14 protein-coding genes are annotated in these 14996 nt (G+C 73.7%); 11 read left to right on the top strand and 3 right to left on the bottom strand.

Annotation, left to right across the window (positions count from 1 at the left end; genetic code table 11):
- Window positions 1-12: 12 nt before the first annotated feature.
- The gene (locus FHD63_RS00245; RefSeq protein WP_139719133.1) at window positions 13-774 is read right to left on the bottom strand and encodes a DUF881 domain-containing protein; all 762 of its coding nucleotides are present in this window, start codon (window positions 772-774) and stop codon (window positions 13-15) included.
- A gap of 55 nt (window positions 775-829) precedes the next feature.
- On the opposite strand from FHD63_RS00245, the gene FHD63_RS00240 reads away from it, so the two are divergent.
- A complete protein-coding gene (locus FHD63_RS00240) occupies window positions 830-1093 on the top strand; it encodes a cell division protein CrgA (RefSeq protein ID WP_139719131.1) in 264 nt (87 codons plus the stop codon).
- A gap of 73 nt (window positions 1094-1166) precedes the next feature.
- Here the strand turns inward: FHD63_RS00240 and FHD63_RS00235 are convergent, their stop codons facing one another.
- Window positions 1167-1910, bottom strand: coding sequence for a rhomboid family intramembrane serine protease (locus FHD63_RS00235; RefSeq protein WP_238705711.1), 744 nt, complete (start codon window positions 1908-1910; stop codon window positions 1167-1169).
- 198 nt (window positions 1911-2108) lie between these two features.
- Window positions 2109-2627: a peptidylprolyl isomerase gene (locus FHD63_RS00230; protein ID WP_139719127.1), complete on the bottom strand. Its 519-nt coding sequence runs from the start codon at window positions 2625-2627 to the stop codon at window positions 2109-2111.
- 111 nt (window positions 2628-2738) lie between these two features.
- Between FHD63_RS00230 and FHD63_RS00225 the strand changes: the two genes are divergently transcribed.
- The 10 genes from FHD63_RS00225 to FHD63_RS00180 all read left to right on the top strand — a co-directional run bounded on the left by FHD63_RS00225 (window position 2739) and on the right by FHD63_RS00180 (window position 14910).
- The gene (locus FHD63_RS00225; protein WP_139719126.1) at window positions 2739-4193 is read left to right on the top strand and encodes a hypothetical protein; all 1455 of its coding nucleotides are present in this window, start codon (window positions 2739-2741) and stop codon (window positions 4191-4193) included.
- A 163-nt stretch (window positions 4194-4356) separates the two neighbouring features.
- Window positions 4357-6558 (top strand): acyltransferase family protein, encoded by a 2202-nt coding sequence (locus tag FHD63_RS00220; RefSeq protein ID WP_139719124.1) that lies wholly within the window; start codon window positions 4357-4359, stop codon window positions 6556-6558.
- Window positions 6559-6630: 72 nt separating this feature from the next.
- Window positions 6631-7848, top strand: coding sequence for an ATP-grasp domain-containing protein (locus tag FHD63_RS00215; RefSeq protein ID WP_139719122.1), 1218 nt, complete (start codon window positions 6631-6633; stop codon window positions 7846-7848).
- The gene (locus tag FHD63_RS00210; RefSeq protein ID WP_139719120.1) at window positions 7838-8926 is read left to right on the top strand and encodes a type 1 glutamine amidotransferase family protein; all 1089 of its coding nucleotides are present in this window, start codon (window positions 7838-7840) and stop codon (window positions 8924-8926) included. The genes FHD63_RS00215 and FHD63_RS00210 overlap by 11 nt, the downstream gene beginning before the upstream one ends.
- Window positions 8923-10113 (top strand): alpha/beta hydrolase-fold protein, encoded by a 1191-nt coding sequence (locus tag FHD63_RS00205; protein ID WP_139719118.1) that lies wholly within the window; start codon window positions 8923-8925, stop codon window positions 10111-10113. Before FHD63_RS00210 ends, FHD63_RS00205 begins: the two co-directional genes overlap by 4 nt.
- A gap of 33 nt (window positions 10114-10146) precedes the next feature.
- Window positions 10147-10710, top strand: coding sequence for an NYN domain-containing protein (locus tag FHD63_RS00200; RefSeq protein ID WP_139719116.1), 564 nt, complete (start codon window positions 10147-10149; stop codon window positions 10708-10710).
- 131 nt (window positions 10711-10841) lie between these two features.
- Window positions 10842-12830, top strand: a complete 1989-nt coding sequence (locus FHD63_RS00195; protein WP_139719114.1) for a cell wall-binding repeat-containing protein — start codon at window positions 10842-10844, stop codon at window positions 12828-12830.
- 102 nt (window positions 12831-12932) lie between these two features.
- A complete protein-coding gene (locus FHD63_RS00190; RefSeq protein ID WP_139719112.1) occupies window positions 12933-13634 on the top strand; it encodes an AzlC family ABC transporter permease in 702 nt (233 codons plus the stop codon).
- A complete protein-coding gene (locus FHD63_RS00185) occupies window positions 13631-13942 on the top strand; it encodes an AzlD domain-containing protein (protein ID WP_139719110.1) in 312 nt (103 codons plus the stop codon). Before FHD63_RS00190 ends, FHD63_RS00185 begins: the two co-directional genes overlap by 4 nt.
- Window positions 13939-14910, top strand: a complete 972-nt coding sequence (locus FHD63_RS00180) for an alpha/beta hydrolase (RefSeq protein WP_139719108.1) — start codon at window positions 13939-13941, stop codon at window positions 14908-14910. Before FHD63_RS00185 ends, FHD63_RS00180 begins: the two co-directional genes overlap by 4 nt.
- The last annotated feature ends 86 nt before the right edge of the window (window positions 14911-14996 follow it).

Raw genomic sequence — 14996 nt, 5'->3', positions numbered from 1 at the left:
CCGCCGCGCGGGTCAGCGGGAGTCGACGACCCGGGCGTGGCTCGGCCGCACCTGACCGGCGTAGGCCGGGAGCTCGGTCTCCCCGAGGTCGGCCACGGCATACCCCAGTCCGACGGCGTCGGCCCAGTCGCGGTAGGTCGCGACGACCGGGTCCGCCGCGAGCGCCGCGTGCAGGGCCTCGGGGTCCCCGACGGCGGTGACGGTGAAGGGCGGGGAGTAGACCCGTCCCTGGAGGTAGAGGGTGTTGCCCACGCACTGGACCGAGCTGGTCGCGACGATGCGCTGATCCTGCACCATGATCGCCTCGGCCCCGCCGGCCCACAGGGCGTTGACCACGCCCTGGAGGTCCTGCTGGTGCACGACCACGTCGTCGACCGAGTAGCCCTCGGGGAGGGTGTCCAGGCTGTAGCCGGCGTCGTCGAGCGTGACGCTCACGGCCGGTCCGGTGACGGCGGTCGCCCCCACGCCCACCGCGAGGTCCTCCGCCCGCTGGCCGTCCACCGCCGCGGCGCTGGTGGCCTGAGCGGACCGCAGCCGGTCCACCTCGTGCCGCAGCTCCTCGGCCTGGGCGCTGAGCTCACGCACCTCGACGTCGCGCTGGGTGATGAGGCCGACCAGGTCCCCCGGCTCCGGACGCGCGTCGCGGGCGAGGGAGGCGCTGGTGCCGAAGAGGAGCCCGGCGGCGAGGCAGACGAGCGTCACCCCGACCGTCCTGCTCCGGGCCCGGCGCGGTGCCACCGCGGAGCCCGGACCCTCGCTCGGCTCATCGGTCATGGGACCCAGGGTATCCGGCGTATATCCTGGCGGCTCCCACCACGAAGGAGTCGACGTGCCCGAGTCCCGAGGCCGAGACGGCGCTCGCAAGCGCGCCCAGCGCACCAGCCAGACCGAGCCCCAGACCCAGAGCCTGCCGAGCAACCCCTCCTGGTTCGTGCCGGTGATGTGCGCGTTGATGATCATCGGCGTGCTGTGGGTGGCCATCTTCTACATCACCGGTGGCCTGTGGCCCATCGAGTCGATCCGCTACTGGAACCTCGGGATCGGCATGGGCCTCATCATGATCGGCTTCGGCATGGCCACCCAGTGGCGGTAGTTGTCCACAGGTTGTCCCCACGATGGGGATAACCACACGGGTGTAACTCGGTCCAGGCGACAGAAAGTGGTGCTCAGCCCGGCAGCCCCAGGGCCGCGGGGCCGAGGACCTGCCAGAGCCGCAGCCCGGCCAGCAGCAGCAGGACGACGAGCACGCCCGAGAGCGCGGGCCAGGCCAGGGCCCGACGTCGCACCGCCTGCGGGGAGCGGCCCGGCGCCGAGGTCAGGAGCATGAGCCCCCCGATGGCCGCACCGGTCACGGCGCCACCGATGTGGGCCTGCCAGGCGATGCCGCCGACGAAGAACGGCAGGGCCAGGTTGATGCCGATCATCACGAGCAGCCCCGTCGAGACCCCGCCCCTGCGCCAGGCCAGCACGATGTAGAGGAACAGCAGCCCGAAGATGGCACCCGAGGCGCCCACGACGGGGCGCACCCACCCGGGGTCCGGGGCCGCCAGCACCAGCACCCCGACCGAGCCGCCGACGGCGCAGATGAGGTAGGCCACCGCGAAGCGGGCGCGGCCCAGGGCCTGCTCCAGCACCGGGCCGACGGCGAAGAGGATGTAGAGGTTGAAGGCGATGTGCAGCAGGCTCTGCGGGGAGTGCACGAAGGCCGACGTGACGAGCCGCCACGGCTCCGCCCCCGCGAGCACGCCGACGAAGGCCAGCTCCCGGGTCACCACCGGGTTGGCGAGCTGCGCGACGTACACCACCGCGCACAGCCCCATGAGCGTCCAGGTGACGGCCGGACGGCCCTCGCGCACCGGTGCCCCGAAGCGGGTGCGGGCGACAGGAGCCGAGCGGGCGCCCTCGGACACGCAGTCGACGCACTGCACCCCCACCGCCGCGGGGCGCTGGCAGTCAGGACAGGTCGGGCGCTCGCAACGCTGGCACCGGATGTAGGACGTCCGGTCGGGGTGTCGCGGGCACACGGGCGGACCGCCCGGCGTGCCGCCGCCCCCGGGCGGCACCCGGGGGGCGTCGGCGGCAGACCCGCTCACCGGTTCGTCCAGGGCTCAGCCCTCGACGCTGACCCGCTCGATGACGACCGGCTCGGCCGGCTTGTCACCGGCAGCGGTCGGCACCGCGGCGATCGCGTCGACGACGTCGCGGGAGGCCTGGTCGGCGACCTCGCCGAAGATGGTGTGCTTGCCCTGCAGCCAGGTCGTCGGCTCGACGGTGATGAAGAACTGCGAGCCGTTGGTGCCCTTGCCCATGCGCTTGCCGGCGTTGGCCATGGCCAGCATGTAGGGCTGGGTGAAGTCGTGGTCGGGGCTGATCTCGTCGTCGAAGGTGTAGCCCGGACCGCCGAAGCCCTCACCCATCGGGCAGCCGCCCTGGATCATGAAGCCGGGGATGACGCGGTGGAAGGACAGGCCGTCGTAGAACGGCTGCGGGTTGCTCCGGCCGGCGTCGTCGGAGTACTCCTTCTCGCCCGTGGCGAGGCCCGTGAAGTTGGCGCCCGTCTTGGGGGCCGCGTGCTCGAAGAGCACCAGCGCGATGTCGCCGTGGTTGGTATGCAGCGTGACGTTCATGGCCCCAGTTTCGCACGGTCCCCCGGGGCCGGGTGCCGTGGCGGGTGAGGTGGAGTTCGGGGGCGCGACAGGGCAGGATGGGGCCCAGACCGACAACAGGAGGGACAGCACGTGTTCTTCAAGACCGATGCCGAGCGGGCCGCGACCCAGGCCAGCCGCGCCCGGCAGGACGCCTCCGAGGCCGGTGCGAGCGCCGCGTCCGGCGCCCGCAACCTCGGAGCCGCCTTCCTGGCGACCCTCGCCGAGGTGACCGCCCCGCAGGACGACACGTCCGGGCGCAAGCACGCCCAGAAGGCCCGGGCCAAGGCGCTCAAGGCCGCGCAGCAGGACCGCGAGTCGGCCGCCAAGGCGGCCGGCAAGGCGCGCGAGGCCGCCGGACAGGCGCGCCAGCACAGCCGGGCGGCCCTGGAGCAGCAGAGCAAGAAGGCCGGGGGCCGGGCCGCGGCCGTCAGTGCCGCCGCGGCCGACCGCGCCTCCCGCCTCGCCGAGGACGTCCGCGCCCAGAGCGAGGAGGCGGCCAAGAACGCCCGCAAGCAGGGCAAGAAGACCGCCAAGCGCGTCAGCAAGCAGAGCGAGCAGGCGGCCAAGAACGCCCGCAAGCAGGGCAAGAAGACCGCCAAGGACGCCGGCAAGCGCGGCAAGCTGGCCGTGAAGGACGCCCGTCACCAGGGTGACGTCCTGCGCGAGCAGGGTCTCCACGCCGTCGACGTGCTGCGCGACCGCTCCGCGGCCGCCCTGGACCAGGCCGGTCCCGTCGGCGAGGCCGCCGTGGCCCGGGCAGGTGCGGGGGCTGCCGCCCTCGCCGGACTGGCCGCCGCGACCCGCGACCGCGCCGTCTCCGGGGTGGACCACGGCATCGACGTCGCCGTGCCGCGTGCCCAGGAGGGCATCGCCGGCGTCGCGCCCGCGGTGGACCACGTCCGCGACCTCATCAACGACGAGCTGCTGCCGAAGATCCAGCAGATGCTCGGCGACATGCAGGTCGGCAAGGACCGGCTGCTCGCCCAGGACGAGGGCGTCGTGGCCGCCGTGACCGGTTCGCCCAAGACGAAGAAGCGGCGGGGCAGTGCTCTCATCACGCTGGGGCTGCTCGCCGCCGCCGGTGCGGGTCTCGCCTGGTGGCTCGCCCAGCAGCAGAAGCAGCCGGCCGCCGACCCGTGGGCCGCCAAGGAGACGCGCGACCCGTGGGCCGCGAGCACCTCGACCACCTCTGCCCCCTCGGCGACCGCCGCACCCGCGACGACCACCGCCGCGTCGGCGGGCGCGGTCGGGTCCACCACAGAGAAGGAGAGGACCATGAGCAACGACGCTCAGGAGACGCAGGGTGACCAGCCGGTCGCCGGCGACGAGGTGGAGGCACCCTCGCTCAACGAGGACGGCTCCGCCAAGATGCTCGACACCGAGCAGATCGACGACCTCGGCAGCGCCAGCGCCGCTCCCGTCGAGGAGCAGGGTAAGGGCGAGTCCCCCACCGAGGAGATCCGGTCGGCTCAGGAGCACCACCACGAGTCGCTGCCGCACACCACGGACGGCGACGGCGAGGACGACAGCTCCACGCGGGCCTGAGGACACCAGGCCGCACCAGCCCGGCACGAGGCGCCCACCACCCCGGTGGGCGCCTCGTGCGCGTCCGGGGCCCGTCCGGCGACACACCCTCCACCTCCCCGACCCCCGGTGACGGCGCGCCTAGATTGTTCTCCAGCGGTTCCCGGGTCGGTCGACGAAGGAGGTGGCACGGCAGATGTCGCTGCCCGCCTCGTCCCCGACCCCCACGGAGGACCGCGGCCCCGTCCCCGGTGGTGAGCGAGCCCTGGTCGAGCCGGGAGCACCCCGCCCTCGTGCGTCGCTGCCCCCGCGGCACGGCGCCGCGCCGGGCGCCGTCCTCGAGACCACCCCCACCCGGCGACCGCGTCGTGGCGGCCGCGGCCCTCGCGACGTCGAACCGCGGCCCGGCCACATCCCCGGCCTGGACGGCCTGCGGGCCATCGCGATCCTCGCGGTCCTGACCTTCCACTTCGTCCCGACGGCCCTGCCCGGCGGGTTCCTCGGCGTCGACGTCTTCTTCGTCGTCAGCGGCTTCCTCATCACCACGCTGCTGCTGCGCGAGGTCGACCACCGCGGCCGGGTCGACCTGCCCACCTTCTGGCGTCGCCGGGCGCGCCGGCTGCTGCCCCCGCTGGCCGTCGTCGTGCTGGTGAGCGTCGCCACCGCCCGGCTGGTCGGCGGCGACCTGCTCGTCGGCATCGGTCGGCAGACCCTGGGTGCCCTGACGTTCACCAGCAACTGGCTGGAGATCACGGCGGGGGCGAGCTACTTCCACAGCACCAGCCCCATCCTCTTCGTCAACTTCTGGAGCCTGGCGGTCGAGGAGCAGTTCTACCTGCTGTGGCCGCTGACGCTGGTCGTCCTGCTCGCGCTGGCCCCCACGACCCGGCACCGCGTCACGGCGGTGGTGCTGCTGGGGCTCGCCTCGACCGTGCTCATGGCCACGCTCATCGCCACCGGGGCGGACGCGACCCGCGTCTACTACGGCACCGACACCCACCTCGTGGGCCTCATGGGCGGCGCCGCGCTGGCCCTCGCCTGGGCCGACCCCGTGCACCGGGCCGGCCTGCGCACCGCCACCTGGCGTCGGTTCCGCGGCCCTGCGGTCCTCGCCGCGCTGCTCGTCCTGGCGGGCCTGATGCGCTGGTCCGGCGAGGACTCCGCGCTGACCTTCCGCGGCGGCATCGCCCTGGCCTCGGTCGCGACCGTCGTCCTCATCGCCGGCCTGCTCGAGGCCCCGTCGCCGTGGCGGCGGGTCATGTCGCTGCGGCCGCTGGCCTGGCTGGGACAGCGGTCCTACGGCATCTACCTCTGGCACTGGCCGGTGCTCGTCATCGCCGGGGCGCTCGTGCCCTACGCCGTCGGCACCGCCCGGGGCACCGCCGTCCTGCTCAGCGCCCTCGTCGTCACCCTGGTGCTCGCCGAGCTGTCCTGGCGGCTGCTCGAGGTGCCGGTCCGCCGACGGGGCATCCGGGCGAGCATCCGGGCCGCCGCGGGCTGGTTCACCCAGGGGTGGCACCGCAGCAAGCGGCCGCGCATCGTCGCCGCCGGCCTGGTGCTGCTGCTCGTGGCCACCGTCGTCGCCCTGGTGACCGCCCCGGAGAAGTCCGCCACCCAGCGCCAGATCGAGCAGTCCCAGACCCGCATCGACAACGGCACCCCGGCTCCCGCCCCGACCGGGGGCGCGCCGGCCGAGGCCCCGCGCCGGGGCACCGGTCTCGGCGCCACCCTCGGGGCGGCTCCCGCCGGCGAGGGGAGCTCCGGGGCCGCTGACGAGCAGGGCGACGAGGCCACGGCCGAGGACGAGGAGGACGCCACCGAGACCGAGGCCGCCCCGTCGCCCGGCGAGGTGGAGGTCAACGGCAGCACCTTCACCGCGGACGCCGACGGGCTGCTGGTGCCGTCGGGGTCCGACCTCACCGCCATCGGCGACTCCCTGGTCGTCACCAGCGCCGACGGCCTGAGCTTCCGCTTCCCCGACATCGCCTTCGCCGCCGAGTCGAACCGCCAGTGGGGCGAGGCGACGCAGCGGGTGGACGAGGCCCTCGCGGCCGGCACCGTGCGCGACAACGTCGTCCTGCACCTCGGGACCAACGCGGGCGTCGACGAGGAGGCCCTGCGGGCGGTGCTGGACACGCTCGGGCCCGAGCGCAACGTCGTGGTCATGGACCTCTACGTCCAGGCCTCCTTCACCGAGTCCTCCAACGAGACCATCCGCGAGGTCGTCGAGGACTACCCCCACACGGTCGTCGGTGAGTGGAACGCGACGATCAGCCAGCAGCCGGAGACGCTGCAGAGCGACAACGTGCACCCCGACATCGACGGGATGCACGTCTACGCCGAGGTCGTCGCCCACGCCTTCGACGAGCTGGCCCGCCGCGACTGACGCGGCGCGGCGCGTCGGGTCCGCACCGGTCGGCACTCCCGTGCGCCGCCCGGATGTGGCAGGCTCAGGGTCGTGAACATCGTCCTCGTGGAGCCGCACTTCCCGAAGAACCAGCGCGAGTTCGCCCGGGCCCTGGCCGAGGCCGGCGCCAACGTCATCGGCATCGGCGAGACCCCGCTGGACTACCTCGACGACCAGCTCACGTCCTGGATGGTCCACTACGAGCAGGTGGGGTCGGTGACCGACCGGGCCCAGATGACCGAGGCCGTGCGCCGGGTGCAGGGCATGGTGTGGGTCGACCGGATGGAGTCGACCATCGAGTCCCACCAGATGGTGGCCGCCCAGGTCCGCGAGGACCTCGGCATACCGGGCACCTCGGTCCGCACGACCTGGCTGTGCCGCGACAAGCCCTCGATGAAGGAGGCGCTGCGCGCCGCCGGCGTGCCGACCGCCCGGTCCACGGGGGCCGACGACGCCGCGCAGGTGTGGGACTTCGCCGCCGCCGTCGGCTACCCGCTCATCCTCAAGCCCCGTGACGCCGCGGGGGCGGCGGACACCGTGCGCGTCGGCTCGGACACCGAGCTCTCCGCCGCCCTGGAGCGGATGGGGCGCTACAGCTCGATCGCCGTGGAGGAGTTCATCGAGGGTCACGAGGGGTTCTACGACACGGTCTCCGTCGACGGCCGCATCGAGCTCGACTTCGCCTCCCACTACTTCCCCGGGGTGCTGGAGGGGATGCGGGCGCGGTGGATCTCCCCGCAGTTCGTCGCGACCAACCGGATCGACGACGGGGGCCTCTACGACGAGATCCGCGCCATGGGGCACCGCGTCAACGAGGCGCTCGGGATCGGCACGTCCGCGACCCACATGGAGTGGTTCCACGGGCCGCGCGGGCTGACCTTCTCCGAGATCGGCTGCCGTCCGCCCGGGGTCGGCTGCTGGGACCTCTACTGCGCGGCCAACGACATGGACGTGTATGCCGCATGGGCCCAGTCGATCGTCCACGGCGAGGTCCGCGAGCGCCCCAGCCGCAGCCACAGTGCGGGGATCGTCGCGCTGCGCCCGGACCAGGACGGCGTCATCACCGGCTACAGCGGCCTCGAGGACGTCGAGAACCGCTACGGCCGGTGGATCATCGACGCGCACGTCCCGGTGGCGGGGACCGGCACCCAGCCGGTCGAGGCCGGCTTCATGGCCAACGCGTGGATCCGGATGCGGCACCCGGACTTCGACGTGCTGCGGGACATGCTCGACGACGTGGGGCGCACGGTGCATGTCTATGCCCGCTGAGGGCTCCGCCGACGGCGACGGGCACGGGGCGCCCGACCACCGGATCACCCTGCTGGGCCCCCAGCGCGACCCCGTCGTCGACGAGGTCATGCGCTCCCTCGGGCTCGAGGGAGCCCGGGTGGCGACCATCACCGCCGGGTGGCGCGACCGGGAGCACGACGACCGGGTGCTCGTCGACCAGCTCGGCGGCCGGTGCGTCAACCTCGGTCTGTGGGAGCGGATGCAGCAGATCTGGGAGGACGACCCCGAGCTGGAGCAGGCCGACCGGCGGCGCCGGCAGATCCTCACCGAGATGCAGCAGCTCTACCTCATCGGCCTCCAGCAGGCGGTGGAGGCCTGCACCCGGATCCGGGCGCACCAGCCGCGGGACCCCCGGGTGCACCGGCTGGCCGTCGAGGACGTCCTCGGGGTCATGCGCGAGCTCGACGAGCGACACGTCCGGCGGGTCGCCGAGCTCAACGAGGAGTTCTTCGCCACCCACGAGCCGCAGCACCGGGACGCCGTCGTGCGAGGTCGCTACGAGGTCGGGAGCCTCGTCGGCGAGTGCGACGCGGTCGTCATCGCCGGCGGGCACGTCGGTGTGCTGCTCGGCACCCTGCACATGTTCAACCTCGCCCCGGTGCTCGCCACCGCCGTGGCGGACCCGGCCGACCCCCGGGGCGTCCACGCCCGGGTGGACCGCCCGGTGGTCGCCTGGGGAGCCGGCGCGATGGCGCTCACCGAGCGGGTGGTGCTGTTCTACGACGACTCGGTGGTGGCCCCCGGGGTGGCCGAGGTGCTCATGGACGGGCTCGGCCTGACCCGCGGCCTCGTCGCCCTGCCCGCCGCCACCGACCGGCTCGACGTCAAGGACCTGGACCGCATGCGCACCCTCACCTACCGGTGCCGCCCGAGGGTGGCGCTGCCGCTGGACCCGGGTGACCGGGTCACCCTCACCGCCGACGGCCGGGTGCCGGAGGGCACCCGCATCTTCGGCCCCGAGGGCACGGTCACGAGGTATGCCGCGCGCGTCGCCGTCCCCACCTCCGTCGACCCCTCCGGGGCGACTCCCACCATCCCCGGGGAGGAGGGCGCGTGAGCCAGCAGACGGCATACCCGCTGCCCCCGCGGCACAAGGGCAAGCTCGCGATCAACGCGCTGCGCGCCCGCCGGCTGGACGACCAGGTGATCGAGCGCTTCCTGGCCGAGCAGGAGGTCCCGATCGTGGAGGGGGCGAAGTGCACCTTCCTCTACCGCGGCCAGGCCGACGGCGTGGCCGTGCGGCACCGCATCGTCAACCAGCCGCAGCACGTGCCGATGAAGCGGGTGGAGGTGCCCGAGGGGACCACCCCGCTCTGGTACGTCACCATCGAGCTGCCGGCCGCGTCGCGGGTGGAGTACCAGATCGAGGTCCGCCAGGGCGAGGCGGTGGAGACCTTCAACGACCCGCTCAACCCCTACGTGGCGCACAGCCCCGTCGGGTCCTCGAGCGTCTGCCAGGCGGCCGGCTACGAGACCCCCGAGTGGGTCGCGCCGCAGCCGGACGCCCGCCCCGGTGAGCTCGTCGACCTCACCGTGCAGAGCAAGGCGCTGCGCCGGGCCACCCACCCCCGCGTCTACCTCCCGGCGCGGTTCCGCCGCAGCAGCCGCTACCCGCTGCTCGTGGTGCACGACGGTGACGACTACCTCAACTACGCCGCCATGCGCACGGTGCTCGACAACCTCATCCACGACCTGGACATGGCCGAGACGATCGTGGTCTTCACCAACCCCGGGGACCGGCTGCGCGAGTACCCCAACTCCGCCCCGCACGCACGCCACCTCACGACCGAGCTGCTGCCGGCGCTGGAGGAGCAGCTGCCGCTCATCCGCCGCTCGGACGCCCGCTGCCTCATGGGCGCGAGCTTCGGCGCGGTCGCCTCGCTGTCCACCGCGGCCCGCAACCCCGGGGTGTGGGACAACCTCTTCCTGCAGTCCGGCTCCTTCGTCTTCACCGACATCGGCTCCGACCACGGCGGAGGGCCGGCCTTCGACCCGGTCGTGCGCTTCATGAACCGCTACCGTGAGCGTCCCCGCCGGGTCGCCGAGCGGATGTTCATCACCTGCGGCGTCTACGAGCCGCTCATCGTGCCGAACCGCTCGATGGTCCCGGTCTTCGAGTCCACCGGGTCGCGGGTGCAGTACGTCGAGTCGCGGGACGGCCACTCCTGGGAGAACTGGCGGGACCGGCTGCGGGACGGGTTGTCGTGGATCTTCCCGGGTCCGCAGAAGCTCGTCTACGAATAAATTGATACAAGAGAAGAAAGACGAAGGTTCGTCATGACTGCTGACCGCATCACCTATCTCCTCGTCGACGGGGAGAACATCGACGCGACCCTGGGCAACTCCATCCTCGGCCGCCGCCCGCACCCGGACGAGCGCCCGCGGTGGGACCGCCTGCTCACCTTCACCCAGGAGACGTGGGGGCAGAGCGCCAAGGGCCTGTTCTTCCTCAACGCCAGCAGCGGGCTGCCGATGTCCTTCGTCCAGGCGCTGCGCGCGCTGGGCTACACCCCGGTGCCGCTGTCCGGGACGGCCGAGGAGAAGGTCGTCGACATCGCCATCCAGCGCACCCTGGAGGCGCTGCACGCCCGCAGCGACGACGTCATGCTCGTCAGCCACGACGGCGACTTCCTCGAGACGGTGACCCCGCTCATCGACGGCACCCGCCGCGTCGGTCTCATCGCCTTCGAGGAGTTCCGCAACGCCGGTTTCCACCAGCTCGTGCACCAGGGCATGGAGTTCTTCGACCTCGAGCACGACACCCGGGCCTTCAACGCCCCGCTGCCGCGCCTGCGCATCATCCCGATCGCGGAGTTCGACCCGGCGCAGTTCCTGCAGTAACGGTATCGCTGCAGATCAGAAGGTATGCATTGGGTAAAGAGTAGTGACATCAGTGACTCCTGAGGTTACTGTCACTGCGTCCCCTGAAGCAGTCAGCCGCGGCCGGACGTCTCCGGTCAAGGAGATCCGCCATGCCCTCTGCCCGCCGCTTCGTGCTGTCCGCGCTCACCGCGATGGCCCTCGTCGTGCCCGGGGTCGGCGTCCCTGCCGCCCTCGCCGAGGAGCCCTCCGCGGACCCCGAGCACCGCTCGGTCGCGCTCGACCCGGTGGCGCAGACCACGTCCGGCGAGGGCGCCGACGTCCTACGCGGCACGCTGGACGTGGACGAGCGTGCCGTCACCGTCGTGGGGGTGCGCTGGTCGGGCCCGCAGGACGGCGGCGCCCGCATGCGGGTGGAGCAGGAGGGGGCCTGGGGCGAGTGGACCTCCCTGGAGGACGGCCTCGCCACCGGTCCGGACGAGCAGGGCCAGGAGGCGGGCGAGTGGGGGACCGAGGGCACGGTGCTCCTCGACGCCGACCGGGTCCAGGTGGAGCTCTCCGGCGAGACCGAGGACGCGCGCATCGAGAGCTGGACCACCTACGTCACCGCCCAGGACGCCGCGACGGTGGCCGAGCTCCCTGTGCCCGACGCCGGGCCGGACGGCCTCGTCGTCGCGCGGCGCAAGGACTGGGCGCAGGACATGGACCTCATCCCCAGCGCCGGACCCATCCGCCCCTCGCCGAAGATGGGCATCACCCTGCACCACACCGCGACCGACGCCTACTACGCCGCCGAGGACGTCCCGGCGATGCTGCGCGCGGTCTACCGCTACCACGCGCACACCCTCGACTGGCGGGACGTGGGCTACAACGCGATGGTGGACCGCTACGGCCGGGTCTGGGAGGGCCGCTCCGGCGGGCTGGAGAACAACGTCCAGGGTGCCCACTCCTACGGCATGAACTACGACTGGTTCGGCCTCAGCTCGCTCGGCAACCACGAGATCAGCCCGGTGCCCCAGGCCGAGCTCGCCGGCCTGGCGCGGACCGCCGGGTGGGTGCTCAACCTGCACGGGGCCGACGTCACGCAGCAGAAGCGCTACACCAACTCCTACCTCGGCTGGACCCGCACCCTGTCCACGCTGCACGGGCACCGCGACGTCTACGCCACGAGCTGTCCCGGCTGGCAGATGTACCAGATGCTCGGTGCCCTGCGCACCATGGTCGCCGCCGAGCAGCGCCTGGAGCGCACCGCGGTGCAGCGGATCGGTGGCGCCACCCGCTACGACGTCGCCGCCGGTCTCGCCCACGAGGGCGCGCCCTACGGCGTGGACACCGCCTACATCACCCAGGGCGGGGAGATCGCCGACGCGCTGGGCGTCGGCCCGGTCGCCAGCAAGGGCCACGCCGCCGTCCTGCTCACCCGGCCCGAGGAGGTGCCGCCGTCCACCGTCGAGGTGCTGGAGGACATGGGCGCGCTGGAGGTCGTCCTCGTCGGCGGCACCCAGGCCGTCACCCCCGCGGTCGGTCGCGCCCTGGAGGCCGAGGGGTATGCCGTGCGGCGCGTGTCGGGCAGGGACCGCTACGACACCGCGGTGCAGCTCAGCTACGAGCAGCAGTGGCACAGCGGCACCGTCTACCTCGCCAGCGGCAGCAACCTCACCGACGCCCTGGGTGGCGGCGCGGCGGCCGCCCACGTCGAGGCACCGATGCTGCTCACCCGCACGACCGCCCTGCCGCCGGTGACGGCGGCCCGGCTGGCCGAGCTGGCCCCCCAGCGCGTCGTCGTCCTCGGCGGGACGGGCGCCGTCGCCGAGTCGGTGGTGCAGCAGGCGCAGCAGCTCCTGCCCGGCGCCAGCATCGAGCGGATCGGTGGCGCCAACCGCTACCAGACGAGCGCCCTCATCGCGATGGACGCCTTCGAGCAGTCCACCACGGCGGTCCTCGCCGCCGGTGACGCGCCGGTGGACGCCATGGCCGGCACCCAGCTGGCGGCCGACCGCTCGGCCCCGCTGCTGCTCGTGCGCAAGGGCTGCCGCACCACCTCGGTGGACGAGGTCTACGACGCCCTCGACATCCGGCTCTCCCGGCTCGCCGGTGGGTCGGGCGTCCTCTCCTGGGACGCCGGCTCCGCCACCTGCTGAGACTCCCGGGATGGAGAGACGGCACCCGGATCCGCCCCAGGCGCCGCCTCTCCATCCCGGGTCCTGTCCTCCCCGGCCCCGCGGAGGAGGCACGATGACGGGGTGAACGTGCGCGAGCGGGTGCGGACCAGCCCGGCCACCCGGGCCGGGCTGTCCATCGCGGTGGCCACCGGGGCCTACGGCGTGTCCTTCGGCGCGCTCGGCACGGCCAGCGGCCTGGGGGTGGCCGAGGTCTGCGTGCTCAGCCTGCTGCTCTTCTCCGGCGGGTCGCAGTTCGCCTTCATCGGGGTGCTCGCCGGGGGAGGGAGCCCCGCGTCCGCCGCCGGCGCGGCCACGCTGCTGGGGCTGCGCAACGGGGTCTACGGCATGCAGGTCAGCACGCTGCTGCGGCCACGCGGCTGGCGCCGGCTCGCGGCCGCGCACGTCACCATCGACGAGTCGACGGCCATCGCGCTGGGGCAGAGCGACCGGGACGAGCAGGCTCGAGGGTTCTGGACCGCCGGCGTCGGCATCTTCGTCCTGTGGAACCTCATGACCCTGCTCGGCGCGCTGGCCGGTGACGCGCTCGGCGACCCGCGGCGGTGGGGCCTGGACGGCGCCGCGGTGGCGGCCTTCCTCGGGCTGCTGTGGCCGCGCCTGCGCGGGCGCGAGCCCTGGGCGATCGCCACGGTCTGCGCGGTGGTGACCGTGCTGGCCATACCTCTCGTGCCGCCGGGGATCCCCATCCTCGTGGCGGCCGCCGTCGCCGCCCTCGTCGGCTGGTGGGGGCGCGAGCGCACGCCCGACCGGGTGGTGGCGCGGTGACGGTATGGCTGTGGCTGCTCGCCGCGTGCGGGCTCGCCTTCCTCACCAAGCTCAGCGGATACCTCGTGCCGCAGCGGCTGCTCGGCTCGCCCGCGGTCGTGCGGGTCTCGGGGTGCATGACGATCGGGCTGCTGGCCTCGCTGGTGACGATGAACGCCGTGGCCGACGGCCAGGCCCTCGCCCTGGACTCCCGGCTGCTGGCCCTGGCGGCCGCGGTGGTGGCGCTGCTCCTGCGCGCGCCCTTCCTCCTCGTCGTCGTGGTGGGCGCCACGGCCGCGGCGCTCGGCCGGCTCGCGGGGCTCCCGTGAGGCCCCTGACCAGCGGTCACCGCCCGTCCTGGCCCCTGCTCGTCCTGGGCGCGCTGTGGGTCCTGGTGCCCGCCTGGGTCTGGGCCACCCTGGCGGGGGTCCTGCTGGCCGGCCACCCGGCCTACGCGGTCGCCGTCTCGCTCGCCGCGGTCGTCGGCGTCCTGGTGCTCGCCGACGGGATCCGCCGGGCCCGAGCTGGCGCCCCGCCGCCAGGGGACCGCCGACGGCGGCCGTGGCTGCGCGTCGCGGGCGGTGCGGTCGTGGTCCTCGCGAGCGTCCTGGTGCTGGGCGTCCTGACCTGGTTGCGGCCCTTCGGCGCCAGCCCGCAGGCGGTCGCCCTGACGGACGGCACGCCGGAGGTGGCGGTCGCCGACTCCGCGTCGCGGATCACGATCACGCCCACGGCGGGAGCGCCGGCGGACGGGCTGGTCTTCCAGCCGGGCGCGCGGGTCGACCCGCGGGCCTACCTCCCGCTGCTCACCGAGATCGCCGCCGACGGCCACCTGGTCGTCGTCGTCAAGCAGCCCTTCGGCATCGGCTTCACCGCGGCCGGGGCGCCCTCCGGGGTCATCGCGGACCACCCCGAGGTCGGCACGTGGGTGACCGGCGGCCACAGCCTCGGCGGGGTCGTGGCCTCCACGTATGCCGCCGACCACCCCGACGAGATCGACGGCCTGCTGCTCTGGGCGTCCTACCCGCTGGACGACCTCAGCGGGCGCGCGGACCTGGCGGTCGCCACCGTGTCCGGCAGCGAGGACGGCCTCGCCACCCCGGCCGACATCGGGGCCAGCCTGGCCGACCTCCCACCGGACACCCAGGCGGTCGAGGTCGCCGGCGGGGTGCACGCCTTCTTCGGGGACTACGGCGAGCAGCCGGGCGACGGCATACCGGGGACGAGCCGGGCGGAGGCGCAGGCGCAGGTCGTCGAGGCCAGCCTGGCCCTGCTGAGGGCTGCCGCAGCGTCGTGACGAGAGGGCGACTGGCGGGCTGACCTGCCCCGTCACGCCGACGCGCCTGGTTAGGCTGAGGGGGACCGCCCGGCGTCGTGCAGGCA

Source organism: Serinicoccus chungangensis (genome assembly GCF_006337125.1).
Taxonomy (GTDB): domain Bacteria; phylum Actinomycetota; class Actinomycetes; order Actinomycetales; family Dermatophilaceae; genus Ornithinicoccus; species Ornithinicoccus chungangensis.
Note: the sequence above shows the minus strand (reverse complement) of the source record. Positions and strands in the feature narration are given on the sequence as shown.

Excerpts from the sequence above, each read along its gene's own strand:
- FHD63_RS00200 (WP_139719116.1), top strand. The coding sequence starts at position 10,147 with ATGACTGCTGACCGCATCACCTATCTCCTCGTCGACGGGGAGAACATC.
- FHD63_RS00210 (WP_139719120.1), top strand. The coding sequence starts at position 7,838 with ATGCCCGCTGAGGGCTCCGCCGACGGCGACGGGCACGGGGCGCCCGAC.
- FHD63_RS00230 (WP_139719127.1), bottom strand. The coding sequence starts at position 2,627 with ATGAACGTCACGCTGCATACCAACCACGGCGACATCGCGCTGGTGCTC.
- FHD63_RS00195 (WP_139719114.1), top strand. The coding sequence starts at position 10,842 with ATGCCCTCTGCCCGCCGCTTCGTGCTGTCCGCGCTCACCGCGATGGCC.
- FHD63_RS00245 (WP_139719133.1), bottom strand. The coding sequence starts at position 774 with ATGACCGATGAGCCGAGCGAGGGTCCGGGCTCCGCGGTGGCACCGCGC.